This window comes from Lactobacillus jensenii DSM 20557 (assembly GCF_001436455.1).
Taxonomy (GTDB): Bacteria; Bacillota; Bacilli; order Lactobacillales; family Lactobacillaceae; genus Lactobacillus; species Lactobacillus jensenii.
This window is the reverse complement of sequence record NZ_AYYU01000002.1, coordinates 1-13,860: the sequence shown is the minus strand read 5'-3', so window position 1 is coordinate 13,860 and position 13,860 is coordinate 1. Positions and strand designations below refer to the sequence as shown.

11 protein-coding genes are annotated in these 13,860 nt (G+C 32.9%); 4 read left to right on the top strand and 7 right to left on the bottom strand.

Annotation, left to right across the window (positions count from 1 at the left end):
• Positions 1-233: 233 nt before the first annotated feature.
• The 4 genes from FC45_RS00790 to ezrA form a co-directional block, all read right to left on the bottom strand.
• Positions 234-938 (bottom strand): pseudouridine synthase, encoded by a 705-nt coding sequence (locus tag FC45_RS00790; protein WP_006584513.1) that lies wholly within the window; start codon positions 936-938, stop codon positions 234-236.
• Complete coding sequence (gene thiI, locus FC45_RS00785; RefSeq protein WP_057706301.1) at positions 938-2,152, bottom strand: tRNA uracil 4-sulfurtransferase ThiI; 1,215 nt, start codon at positions 2,150-2,152, stop codon at positions 938-940. The genes FC45_RS00790 and thiI overlap by 1 nt, the downstream gene beginning before the upstream one ends.
• Before the next feature lie 9 nt (positions 2,153-2,161).
• Positions 2,162-3,316 (bottom strand): cysteine desulfurase family protein, encoded by a 1,155-nt coding sequence (locus tag FC45_RS00780; RefSeq protein WP_006584511.1) that lies wholly within the window; start codon positions 3,314-3,316, stop codon positions 2,162-2,164.
• 86 nt (positions 3,317-3,402) lie between these two features.
• The gene (gene ezrA, locus FC45_RS00775; RefSeq protein WP_006588090.1) at positions 3,403-5,136 is read right to left on the bottom strand and encodes a septation ring formation regulator EzrA; all 1,734 of its coding nucleotides are present in this window, start codon (positions 5,134-5,136) and stop codon (positions 3,403-3,405) included.
• A gap of 293 nt (positions 5,137-5,429) precedes the next feature.
• Here ezrA and rpsD point away from each other — a divergent pair, with 293 nt between their 5' ends.
• The 4 genes from rpsD (at position 5,430) to FC45_RS00755 (ending at position 8,971) form a co-directional block, all read left to right on the top strand.
• A complete protein-coding gene (gene rpsD / locus FC45_RS00770; RefSeq protein ID WP_006584510.1) occupies positions 5,430-6,041 on the top strand; it encodes a 30S ribosomal protein S4 in 612 nt (203 codons plus the stop codon).
• Positions 6,042-6,122: 81 nt separating this feature from the next.
• Positions 6,123-6,590, top strand: a complete 468-nt coding sequence (locus FC45_RS00765; protein ID WP_006584509.1) for a YueI family protein — start codon at positions 6,123-6,125, stop codon at positions 6,588-6,590.
• Positions 6,587-7,888 (top strand): replication-associated recombination protein A, encoded by a 1,302-nt coding sequence (locus FC45_RS00760; protein WP_006584508.1) that lies wholly within the window; start codon positions 6,587-6,589, stop codon positions 7,886-7,888. Before FC45_RS00765 ends, FC45_RS00760 begins: the two co-directional genes overlap by 4 nt.
• Before the next feature lie 642 nt (positions 7,889-8,530).
• Complete coding sequence (locus FC45_RS00755) at positions 8,531-8,971, top strand: universal stress protein (protein ID WP_006588092.1); 441 nt, start codon at positions 8,531-8,533, stop codon at positions 8,969-8,971.
• Between the two features lie 108 nt (positions 8,972-9,079).
• On the opposite strand, the gene FC45_RS00750 is transcribed toward FC45_RS00755, so the two are convergent.
• The 3 genes from FC45_RS00750 to FC45_RS00740 are packed head-to-tail and all read right to left on the bottom strand — an operon-like array spanning position 9,080 to position 13,736.
• On the bottom strand, positions 9,080-11,743 hold the full coding sequence (locus FC45_RS00750) for a DEAD/DEAH box helicase family protein (protein ID WP_006588320.1): 2,664 nt from the start codon (positions 11,741-11,743) through the stop codon (positions 9,080-9,082).
• Between the two features lie 5 nt (positions 11,744-11,748).
• Positions 11,749-13,161 (bottom strand): site-specific DNA-methyltransferase, encoded by a 1,413-nt coding sequence (locus FC45_RS00745; RefSeq protein WP_230628277.1) that lies wholly within the window; start codon positions 13,159-13,161, stop codon positions 11,749-11,751.
• A 26-nt stretch (positions 13,162-13,187) separates the two neighbouring features.
• A complete protein-coding gene (locus FC45_RS00740) occupies positions 13,188-13,736 on the bottom strand; it encodes a site-specific DNA-methyltransferase (RefSeq protein WP_006588318.1) in 549 nt (182 codons plus the stop codon).
• Positions 13,737-13,860 lie beyond the last annotated feature (124 nt).

The following is a 13,860-nucleotide window of genomic DNA, read 5'->3' as shown; positions in this document are numbered from 1 at the left end:
GGACGATTAATTAACCGCGGTACCACCTAAGTTAGAGCTAATTTATACTAACTCTCTCTTAAAGCGATAACGGTGCTAATCCGGATAAATTTACTCTTAGTTCAATCTATCAGCTGACCAAGCTACCCGAAGTCTTCTGGCCTCTCAGAATTAATGGCTGTTCTCTGTAAATGAAAACTTCTCCTCTTGGCTACGCTGTTTTATAAAAGAAAGTATAACATAAAAATCACGTACTAACTATCTTTTAATGCAGATATCTCTGCTTCAGTTAATTCTCGGTATTTTCCCTGTGGCAAATTTTCATCTAAACTTAAATTTCCCATTTTTATACGTTTAAGTTTTACCACACCTAAATCAAACAATCCAAACATTCTCTTAATCTGATGGAATTTACCTTCATGAATAGTAATAAGACCTTGCTTTTTATTACTTTTATCAATAATTAACTGTGCTGAACCAACTTGTGTACCATCAGCTAAAGCTACGCCTTTAGCAAAAGCACTATCTACTTCATTAGCTATTTCTTGATCTAACTCAACAAAATAGGTTTTTGCAACATGTTTTTTGGGACTAAGCAAGTTATGATTGAGCTGACCATCATTAGTAATTAGCAATAGTCCCGTAGTATCTTTATCAAGACGTCCTACAGGTGCCAAATCAGGATATCGATCCTTTGAAGCAATTAAATCAAGCACAGTTTTTTGTTGTGGATCTTCAGTAGCTGTAATCACACCAGTTGGTTTATTCAACATAAAATAATGAAATTGCTGATAAGTTATAGTTTGATTATCAACTTTAACCATATCATTTTCAGTAACTTGTTGTTTAGCTTGTTTAACAAGCTTTTCATTTATAGTGACTTTTTTAGCCTTAATTAAATTGTGAACCTCTTTTCGAGATCCCACATTCATATTCGCTAAATACTTATCAATTCGCATTAAAGTAAGTCCTGATCAGCTGTTTGATCATCAATAAACTTTTCATTAGGTTTAATTGTACTAATTTCAATACCATCCATTGCCCTTTGTAAAAGTCCTTCAACATCTAAACGCTTTTCGTATTCGATTGCTTTATCAATTCTTGGTTTAGTTTTTGGACGTGGTGGTGCAAAGATTGTACAGCAATCTTCAAATGGCATTACTGATAAATCAAAAGTTCCAATTTCTTCTGCTAAACGAATAATTTCAGTTTTATCCATTGTCGCAACAGGACGAATTACAGGAGTTGTTGTCACATTATTTATTGCAGCCATAGACTCAAGCGTTTGTGAAGCAACTTGTCCAACTGATTCACCATTAAAAATAGCTAACCCTTTACGCTTTTCACGAATCATATCTGCTAAGCGAAGCATAAAGCGACGTTGAATTGTCATCAAATAACCTTCTGGCAACTTTTCTTTGATAGTTTCTTGAATTTCAGCAAAAGGAACAGCAATAAAAGTGATTTTTCCACAATAATTTGCCAAAATACCAGTTAATTCTTTAGCCTTAGCTAAAGCTTTGTCACTAGTATATGGTGGACTGAAAAAGTGGACCATTTCTATATCAACACCGCGTTTTAAGGCAAGATATGATGCAACTGGTGAGTCAATTCCCCCACTAAGCATCATTACTGCCTTACCGGCTGTACCAACTGTCATTCCACCCGGTCCATGTAATAACTGATTAGATATATAAACAGCATCTTGACGAACCTCTAAACGTAATACGACATCAGGATGCTTCATCTCAACTTTAGGATCTTGTAAGTTATCAAATAAATAATCTCCTACCATTAAATTAAGTTGATTAGTGTCATATTCAAAGTGGTGATCTGCTCTTTTAGTGTTTACTTTAAAGGTCATCCCTGACTTATATACAGCTTGCATAATTTCAAGTGCTGTTTTCTTAATCGCTTCGAGAGTTTTCTCAGTTCTTATAACTGGTGAATAGGTTTGAATACCAAAAACTTTCTTCAAGCGGCGATCAACTTCTTCAAATGATGCCCCATTCAAAACGATATGCATCCGATCATGCTTGGGATAAATTTTTACATTTTCCAAATCAGCAAGAACTTTTTCAACATTACCAGCTAATCGGCCGATAAAATCCTTTCTATTCTTGCCCTTAGTTGATAATTCGCCATAACGAACCATAACTTCAGTATATTGCATAAATTACTCCTATCTTAAATGATTAACTTTAGCAAAATGCCGATAAATCTTATCAAATACCTTAATAAATTCATCTGCTTCTTGCAAGGTATTACTTGCATCAAAGCTCAATCTAATCGAACTTGTTGCAACTTTTTCATCAACTTTCATACTTGCTAGAGTGCTTGCTTCCTCACTCACCTTTGAAGCACATGCACTAGTAGTTGAAACGTAAATTCCTTTTTGTTCTAAAGTATGAACTAAAGTTTCCCCTCTAATACCTAATAAAGAAAAGGTCAAAACATGGGGAGCAAAATTAGACTTTAGTGGTGAAAAAATTGTAATCCCTGGCTTACCAGCAAGATAATTATAAATTCGCTCCTTAATAGCATATTCACGTTCATAATTTTCGGGTGCCTTTTCACTAACTAAGCGCATTGCTTTTGCAGTTGCAGCTATTGCCGGTAAGTTTTCCGTACCTGAGCGCAAACCTTTTTCCTGACCACCACCATCAATTAATGGAAGTAGCATCTTGCCAGATTTTTTGTAAAGAATACCCACACCTCTTGGCGCATGATATTTATGAGCTGACAGGCTCATTAAATCAACTCTTGGGCAAAATACTTGATTCCAAATATTCTTTCCAAATGCTTGGACATTATCAACATGAAAATGAATATTAGGATAATTTTCTAGTAACTCTCCTGCTTCAATAATCGGCTGAATAGTACCTATCTCATTATTTACACCCATAATTGAAACTAATGTTGTATCACTATCAAGGCTGTTTCTTAAATCATTAATATTAATTCGGCCTTCACTATCAACTGGAAGGCGAGTTACCCGATAGCCCATATTTTCAAGTGCGGTAAAAGTATTAGTAACAGAAGCATGTTCAACACTTGTAGTTATAATATGTTTGCCAAATTCCCTTTTAGTTAATGCACTTTCTTTAATAGCCAAATTATTAGATTCTGAACCACAACTAGTGAAAAATATTTCATTAGGTTTTACCTCTAACAAACCCGCAATTTGTTTACGAGATGCTTCCAACAGTTGATGGGCACGATCTCCTAATTTATGTAAACTTGAGGGATTTCCCCAGATTTCTTCACTGACTTTATTGTAGGTCTCTAAAGCACTAGGGAAAATTCTAGTAGTCGCACTATTATCAAAATAAATCACAATAATAATCTCCTCGAAAAAACGACCAAGATCTTGGTCGTTTGTCTAACTATTTGATTTTAGCTTAAAATTGCTAAATGAGCAATTTAATCGTCTTGGTCATCTTCAGGAGTGCTTAGTTGAAAATAATAGGCACTTTCTATTCTTTGATAACTTCCAGGTTCCACTTGTTCCATCACTGTAGCAATCGTATCCAAGGCATCCTTATAATTATAAGCCCTACTATATAAATCCATCGTAGCTCTTCTAGCTTTAGCTACTTTTGGATTACTCCGGTATTTATTAGAATATTGCATTGTCAACTCAACCAAAGCAGCATAATTGATAATTTGATCTGCTTCCTTTTTTAGACGATCTACATCATCTGATATCTGAATCATTTCTTCAGAAATCTTTTCCATATTAATTCTAACTTGATTTAATTCTTGACTGGTATGAGATATCTCATTAACAACCAAAGTATACATTTGAATAAAACTATCTGGCTTACCTGGTAAGTTTCTTCTTTGCAAACGTCGATAAATCAGTGCGACATCTTGTTTAAATCCAGCAATGGACTCATTAGCCATTTTCTCAGCTTCGTAAAGCCCATCTACTTCATCAACTAACTCTTGCTCACGCTTTTCAATTTCACTTATTCGCTTAAGCTGTTTTAGCCAACGTTCCTTAATTTCTGAATATACCCCCTCTCCATCAGCCAAAGCCTGAACATCATAATTATATTTTTCTTCCATTTTGGTAACTTCTTTTAACAAATCTTTAGCTTCTTGAAGCTCACCATGTGTTAATTCATAGCTTTGATCAATGTGTTCAAGTTTATCAATCAGTTGACTAGAACCATTTTCTAAATGAGATAACAAGCGAAGAATTTTGTCTTGATTTTGTTGAACAAATGGACGGGCTGAATATTCCTTAGTGATGATGTCATACAAACTATCAATTTTTTTAGCTAGTTTATTGTTGTTAGCTTCTAATTTTTCAATTTCTAAACGAGATTCTAAGTCCTTAGATTCTTCTAGTAAGTTTTGTAGTTTCTTCACTTCTTCTAAGAAATCAATTTTAGAAACGGCTAATTTATCAACCTTCATCTTACGATAAGCATCTGTAAGTTCATCAAGTTGTTCTGGATAAACATCTTGAATGGCATTTTGCTCTTTTTTAATTCGAGGTAATAAATCTTTTAAGTGAGCTAAACGCTTATCAATCTTTTCAAGAACACGTTTACCTTCAATATAATCACCTTGAGCAGATAGATTCTTAGCGTTATTAAAATGCCTTTCTAGCTCACTGAGTTCATCTTCAATTTTTTCTAAAGCCGGACCATAATAAAATGAAGCTGCCAAGACTTCTTTTCTAATGTCACGATAAATCTTAATTAAAGAATCATATTGTAATTTATTGGCGCGATTAGACTCAAGCAATTGTCGGAAAACTTCTTTTGTCTTATTTAAGTCTTCAGATACCGAATCAATTGCTGAATCAATTGCTTTAATCTCTTTTCTTGCTCTTAACAAGTTGTAATGAGTATTAACTTCTTGGCATTGTTCGATTCTAGTATGTAAATCTGGAATCAGCTTTTCATTAGCTTTTTCATAAACTTTCTTCCAACTATTAAAAGTTTTCAGACTTTCTCCAGCTAATTCCATCTGAGCAAGATTTTTAATATCAGCAGAAATACCGAGATCTTCTAAATCATTTAAATCTTGTTCAAAAAAAGATAAAATTTTACTTTGTCGGCGATTGAGCATTAACATACTTCCAGTTGCAGCAATCAACAAAACGACAATACTTATTATAATGAGAGATTGTATTGACGACATAATTTTCCTCCAAAACTACCATTAATTATAACAGACAACACAATTTTTTCATTCATAAAAGATAGTTTTTAATGCTATTCCTTGCAAAAAAGTTTAAAAATCTCTATAATGGTCATCGTGTAAAATATTTGCAGCGATAAGTTGGCAAGCTCGTCAACATCTGTGGACGTTTTAGTGAATTAGTAACTCGTGCTGCAATGAGCGAAAGTTCAACTGCAGATGAACGAATGCAGAGCTTATTTCAGATATTTTACTCCATCAATTATTTTTTATTTATTTAATGGAGGATTTTTATGTCAAGATACACTGGCCCAAGTTGGAAACGTTCAAGACGTTTAGGTATTTCACTTTCAGGTACTGGTAAGGAATTAGCTCGTCGTAATTACGCACCAGGTGAACATGGTCCTAACAACCGTGGTCGTCTTTCAGAATACGGTATGCAATTACACGAAAAGCAAAAGCTTCGTTGGATGTTCGGCTTAAACGAACGCCAATTTAGAAACTTGTTCAACCGTGCTGGTAAGATCCGTCAAGGTGAACACGGTACTAACTTCATGGTATTACTTGAACGTCGTTTGGACAACATTGTTTACCGTTTAGGTCTTGCAACTACTAGAGAACAAGCTCGTCAATTGGTAAACCACGGTCACATTTTAGTTGATGGCAAGCGTGTTGACATTCCTTCATACGAAGTAAAAGTTGGTCAAGAAATCAGCTTGAAGGAAAAGTCAAAGAACTTACAACAAGTTAAGGATGCTTTAGAAGCAGTTGTAAGTCGTCCATCATTTGTTTCATTTGATGAAAACAAGTTAACTGGTAGCTTAGTTCGTTTACCAGAACGTGACGAAATGGAACCAGAAATCAACGAAGCCCTCGTTGTTGAATACTACAACAAACTTCTTTAATTTTTGGTTGCTTTTGGAAGAAGTCTTTCCTACTATTGGTATGGAAAGGCTTTTTCTTTACTCTCATAGGAGGTTAATTACATGGCAGATAATTTAAATGAACGCCTAGAGCAATCATCTCATGGCCCACTGCAAACCAAACCAGATGAACGGCACCGCTTTTTGGGAAGCCTGCGTGAACGTGTTTATCTAAAAATGACAATCAAGGATTTGGGTGATCCTGCAAATCTCGAAATTTTCTTAAAGCACATTAATGACTATAAAGTTTATCAAATTTTGATAAATGGGAAAATGCCACAAAATGAGACAATTGATCAAATCGAAGCAGCATGCGCAAAGGAAAATATTCCCTTCACTCTCGTTTCAGATGAGTCAGCACAAACCAATTTGGATTCAGCTGCCATTTTAGTTGTTGCTAAATCAGCAATAAATAAAGAAAGAATTGAACTTAAGCAAGTTTATCCACCTGAGTTTCCTAAAGAAGAATTAGCTACTCCTAAAAAAGAAGGTTTTTGGCATAAGCTATTTCATAGAGGTGATGTTGAATGAAGCCACTTGCCTATCGAATGAGGCCAAAAGATTTAAGTGAAGTTGTTGGTCAGCAACATCTTGTAGGCCCTGGAAAGATTATTCGTCGTATGGTTGAAGCAAAATTACTATCTTCGATGATTCTTTATGGCCCACCTGGGATTGGAAAAACCAGCATTGCTTCAGCAATTGCTGGTTCAACAAAATATGCCTTTAGGATCTTGAACGCTGCTACCGATACAAAAAAAGATTTACAACAAGTGGCTCTCGAAGCGAAAATGAGTGGAACAGTAATCTTATTACTAGATGAAATCCATCGGTTAGATAAAACCAAACAAGATTTTCTTCTTCCCCTTTTGGAATCTGGACAAATTGTCCTAATAGGTGCTACAACTGAAAATCCATATATTTCAATTTCGCCTGCTATCCGTTCAAGATGCCAAATTTTTGAATTACATCCTCTTTCTGCAAGTGATGCCCAAATAGCAATTCAAAACGCCTTAAAAGATAGTGATCGAGGCTTGGGTAAATATCATGTCCAGCTTAACAGTGATGCTGAACAATTACTAATTGAAAAAGGTAATGGAGATTTACGTGCCACACTTAACGCCTTAGAATTAGCTGTTTTATCTACTTATGCAGAAAATGGTAAAGATACCCAAAATAAGTTAGTAATTACCCAGGAAATCATGGCAGATTCTATCCAAGTAAAAAGTCAAAATTTTGATGCAAATGGTGATGGGCACTATGACTTAGTATCTGCTTTTCAAAAATCAATTCGTGGTTCTGATACTGATGCAGCTCTACATTATTTAGCTAGACTAATAGAAAGTGGAGATTTGATTTCAATTTGTCGCCGTTTGTTGGTAATTGCTTATGAAGATATTGGCTTAGCAAATCCTGCCGCTTGTCAACATACAGCACTAGCTGTATGGACTGCCCAACAAATTGGACTTCCTGAAGCAAGAATACCATTAAGTAATGCAGTAATTGAACTAGCACTCTCACCTAAAAGTAACAGTGCAATTTCTGCAGTTGATACAGCATTAGATGTCGTTCGTAATAAGAAAATTGGCTCTATTCCCAATCATTTAAAGGATAGTCACTATTCTGGTGCAAATAAGCTCGGTCATGGAACTGATTATCTCTATCCTCACAATTACACTAATGATTGGATTCCCCAACAATATTTGCCAAATTCATTAATTCATGATAGTTATTTTAATCCAAAAGGCAATTCAAAAATTGAATCGGCACTTAAAAATCAATATAAAAAGCTCAAAGTGTTACAAGAAAAAGGATTGAATAATCGCAGATAGCATAGCTTTTGCAAACGGATACATTTCTTGACTTTACCTAAAATTCTGCTATTATAATAAGTGATTCGAGTTGATAGAATTAAAGTACAAAGTTGACCGATCAAACCTACGACGTGGAGGTCTGTAAATAACTACTGAATCGGAAAACTGCCTCGAGCAGGATCCATATTCACTGCGATACAGGCCATATAAACTTGCTATTAGCGGGATCAACAAGCGTCTTTACAGTTCGACAGTCAGCTCGGATTTTTATAGATTTTAACGGCGGTTCCTTTGGAGCCGCTTTTTTGATAGGATGATAGTTGATGATTATTAAAATAGTAGTTCTAATTTTCTTAGTGTTAGTTTTTCTACTTGCATATTTTTTATGGTCTAAAAGAAATAGTAGTTTTCTGATATTTAACAGTTCCCAAAAGAACTATAAATTCTGCATGACTGCTACCAGTTTAAGTCTTGGATTAATTACACTCTTTGGCATCTTTTTCCTATTTCTCAACAATATTTTGCTAAACCTATTAACTATTTCATTGGCTTGTCTAGTTATTTTATTTTTTGGGATAACAATAACTAAAAAATAATTTAAAAACTAATCATATATTTTTAGTTTTTTGGTAAAATAAAGTTAAGAAAGAGGTGCTCATTATGTTAAAGCAATATTCACATATTCAAATTGCAGTTGATGGTTCAAAAGAAGCTGATTTAGCTTTTACAAAAGCCGTTGCAATTGCAAAACGAAATAATGCTAGCTTAGAAATTTTACATGTTATCGATACTAGATCCTTCCAAAATGTTTCTAGTTTTGATTCAGCAATGGTAGAACAAGTTTCAGCTGATGCAAAAAAGAAATTAGAAGAATATTATGATCGAGCAGTAAAAGCAGGTATCAAGGACGTTCACTATTCTATTGAATTTGGTTCACCAAAAACAATCATTGCTCACGACTTTCCAAAGAAGCATCAAACCGACTTAATTGTTTTAGGTGCTACAGGTCTTAATGCAGTAGAAAGATTGCTAATTGGTAGTGTTACTGAATACGTAACTAGAACTGCTGAATGTGACGTTATTGTAATTCGTCAGAAATAATTCAAAAACTTAATATACAAAAAAAGCTTTAAGTATGTAGCAACATACTTAAAGCTTTTTTAGAAGTCTCTATTTTTATTCAGTTCATTATTAATATAGTAACTGATTTTATAAAATTAGTTCATCGATATGTTTTTCCTCTGCACCAGGGAGAATTTTTAAATCTTGAAGTTCTTCTCTGATATTTCTTCCATCACCTCTAGTGTAGAACTTAACACCATAAAGCTTAATGTTATCATTTTCAGCTAAAACTTTAATCTTCTCAGGCCTGATGCTTTCCAATAGATTTTGTTTCCAAGCATCTTTTTCCAGAAATTCATCCCCTTTGGGTTCCACATATATTTGGTAAATAAAGTCTGCATCAATTAAGACCATAATAAAGTCAGGCTTATATCCTTGATAATGCTTAATATCAGTATTTTCAAATTCGTGGAGTGACCACTTTGAAATAGTTTCCTCGTTTCTAATAAGATATATTTCCTTGTATTTTTCCTTTAATTTGTTGACCCAAGTATCTAAAAGATTGATGAAACTCATTTCAAGTTGGTCAACAATAGCAGTTGAATATGGGTACCATTCTTTGGCACTCATATCTTTAGGAAGAATAATTTCAGAAATAGTCTTATTAGAGCGTTGAGGGACTAATTTAGAATAATCTTTAACGGTTTCTTTAACTGAGATTGGAACAAAAATATTTGTGCCTTTCTCTTTACGATAATTCTTTACCACTTGAGCTTGAATTTGTTTTAGTGCAATAGAAATAACTTTTAACTTATCATCCAAGTTAAGAGTATATTCATTGGGTACTCTAGCTAAAATTGAAATATTGCCTAACCAATTTGGAGAAGTTATAAACTCTCTGATAGAAGTTAATTCTGGCAAATATTGTTTCATTTCAGAAAAACGGAAAAATGTATTCTTGGCAATAGCCTTTTTAACTAATCTATAGTCACTTAAATTAGAAAAATCAACAACATTAACTAACTTGACTTTGTTTTCAGAGAGACTCGTATATGCCTGTTTAAAGGAGCTTTCGGTAGTAGCAATACTGTAATTAATAATCATAGTTTGATTGTCAATTCCGTAAGCCTTTAAATCTCTGTATTCGGAGTCAGGAACTTGTACTGTCTTGTTGTAATAGATATTTCCATTCTTATAGAAATTAGATTTCAGGAAAGTTTTCTTTACGTCTGCAGAGAATACTTGATAATTACCATCTTGATTTGCTATCAAATTCATATTATCAAATGACTTGTTCAAGTTTTTGATGTATCCAGAGTCATTGATAGTGTGGTAGTACAGACTTTCAAGTAATTGATTCTCAAAAGTAGAGTCAGCACCAGTATCGAATCTGCGAGTATATGACTTTTCACCTTTGTAAACAAAAGGATAGTATCTGGCACCTCTACCAATTAATTGAGCTTCTGCATTTGTCTGCTTGATTGTCTTAGATTCTTTTTCTTCTGAAATTCTAACAATATCAAATAAGTTTAAGACGTCCCATCCTTCAGTTAATTTAGCAACTGCAAAAATTATTCTAAATGGGTTATTGATATCTTCCAAAGAGTTCAATTTCTTAAAGTCTGCTTCTTCACTCACGATCCCTTTAGTACCACCTTCATTAACATTGATAGTGGTCTTAATATTAAAATCTCTTTGAAGTTCTTCTACAGCCTTAGATAAATCTTGAGTTTTCCAATATTCATAAGCTTTTGATAAAGCCATACTATTCTTGTTAATTTCAGCATTTTCTGAAATAAACTTAGCTAAGAATTCTGAAGATAAATCCTCCATCATTTGTAAGAAACTATCTTTAACCTTTTCAGAAGTTTTAATACGATTGGATTTTACTAAAACAACAGGCTTAAAATCACTAATATTTAATTTATGAGCTATTCTCTTTCTGTATTGACTTAATAGGATAGCATTTAAAAGCTTCTGATTGTTGTCATTATTAGCTTCAAGACGGAAAACTTTCTTAGAATAACCATCATCCATAAAGCGATTAAGATCATATTTGTAGATGATTTTATTCTTATATTTCTCGTAAACTTCGTCCTTATCGATATCGATAGTAGCCGTATATTCAAGTTGAATATTTAATTTATTAGCATTTCTAACTCGATCAAGAACTTCTTCCCATGAGGTTTCTTTTTGTTTTTGACTCTTAGTTTGAGCGTTAAAGTGGTGAGCCTCATCAGCAAGAATAACTATCTTATAATTCTCTAAATCTTCTATGGTCAATCCATTTTCTTTTGAATAATTAATTTCATTTGAAAGTGATTGGATGGTGGTCAACTTAATATAGATCGCATTAGCTTGTTGATTTAATGGAAAATTTTTAACTTGTTTAATATCCACCAATTGGCCATCTATATTTATGGTTGGCGCAAAAAGATATTTTGATGAATTACTATTTAAAAAGTTTTCTTTTGTCTTGTTAACAATTGCATTTGAATTAGTTACAAAAAGAAAATTAGTATAACCATATTCCTTAAACAAGTACAAGATGTTAGATGCCATTACATCTGTTTTACCTGAGCCAGTGGCCATGTTAAACATTAAATGATTATGTTGTTGAACTTCATCATGCTTTTGCACCCAGTCTAAGCTGAATAAAGCAGACAGCTGATAAGGTCTTAAATTATGTTTTAAACTCTCATTTATATATTGATAATCGTAAGGAACATAATCGATTCTTGAAATTCCTTCATGTACTTTTTCAAGAAAAGGTAGTGGTTTAATATTACTATTTTTACTCTTATTTACCATTTATTTCATTCTCCTCTAGTAGCATAGAAGCTCTTGTTAAACTTGTAGTCACTATCAGAGATAAGACTTCTTACGGTCTCATCATCGATGTTTGAATAATTATAGTAAAGTTGGTTTTTATCAATTATTAAAATGAGCTCTTTCTTCAAATCATCTAATGTAGTCAATTCTCCACTTTGAAATTCTTTTTCAAACTTATCTAAATCAACTCTAAAGTTGATGTCACTATTGGCTTTCATACGGTTATAGACTGTCATCAATTCATCAACGTCAGTAGCTTCTTTAATGTCCTTCAGGTAACCTTGACTCTTTTCCATTAATTCAGCATAGATAAATGAGCCTCCACCTTGCCATTTAACATCTTTATTTTTAGAAATTCCACCTTGTTCACCTTCTATAACCTTTTGTAAACGTGGTACAGATATGGTATTAATATAATCCATTTGTTCTACACCAATAAATTGACGGTTAAGTTTTAAGGCAACTGCTTGAGTAGTAGCAGAACCCATGAAGCAATCCAGAACTATATCCCCTTCATTAGTACACAAATTTATAATTCTTTTAAGTAACTGTTCTGGTTTTTTAGCATTTGTAAAACTAACTCCTCCTTGATTTTGGGTATTCTGATAATCAATATCAGTCCATAAATCTCCTAACAATTGAGCTGGAACACTCTCCCCATTAATATTTTTATATGAACTGGATAAGGGAGAATATCTTGTACCGTTTAAAGCGTACATAATTTTACCTTTATGATTTAAAGATACTATCTGATCTTTATTCTCAATGCTTTTTTCTTTTAGATCATCTGGTATCGAATTAACTTCTCTGAAAATATTATCTTTATTTTCATTAGCAAATTTCTGAAATTCTTTATTATCCCAAATGTTAGCTTTTATACTTTCTCCCCTTTCTAAAATGTTTTTTTCTATCAGTAAGTCTTTCAGGCTCGCTTTTTCTAACTCATTCTTACTGTTTTTTCTAAGATAAAAACTATAATGAGTATCCCATTTTTCCTTTGGTGTATATTGCGGATTAATTTTTATATTTTCAGCACCATTTTTATATACTAATATTGAATCGTAATTTTTTAATATAGTTTTACCTTTATGAGAGGTTTTACTTCCTGAAATTGAATTTGATTTAACGGAAATAGTGGCAACATAATTTTGAATCCCAAAAGACATATCGAGCAATACTTTTAAATATGCTTCTTCCAGGTGATCTATTTCAATAAAAATAAGTCCATCCTCTTTTAGTAATTTTCTTGCCACGTCAATTCTGTTTTTCATAAAGGTTAGCCATGTAGAGTGATTAAATCTGTCATTATAAGGAAAATCTCCATTTTTTGTATTAAACGGTGGGTCTAGATAAATAAGCTTTATCTTACTTGCATATCTATCAACTAAGCTGTACAACGCAATTAAATTGTTTCCCTTAATTATCAAATTATCTTTATCAGTAATATTTTCAATTTTTTTGAACCATCCTCATCATATTTAAGTGCATTAACAAGGATTTTTGGCTCAAGCAATTCATCAATTTCAGATTTAGCTATGGTTTCATTTAAAAATAGTTCATTAGCATCATCACTATCTTCAACATCTTCTTTAGTCATACCAGCTTTAAGCACACAATCCTTGTAAGGGAAATTCAATACAACGTCTGAAGAATCATCAATGTACTTATCTCCAACAGCTAAACCAATTTTATTATTAAATTTGGTAAAACTATTTGCCCAATATTCCTTGTATCGGAGCATATCAATAAACTTGTTGACCTCAAAGATTTCAATATCTGCTATCTTGGTAGTAAAGTTTTTATGGATTAGTTCATCATTAAGCAGTGCTGTCATTAGATCCTTATCATATCTATCTAAATCATTAATCACTGCATTTCTTTTTAAAACACCGTCTACAGTGAAGTATTTACCCCCCCCGATTTTTATTAAAGTTAATTTGATCTGTTCCAGTATCTTCGATTCAACAACCATTATCTTTTCTCCTTTTCACAAAAACAAATTTATAACAAATAATTTATCTTATTAGCATTAATATTTATTAGATGGTATTTTGATTTCAATAACAGAGACCGTAAAATAGTTTGTGTAAGGATGA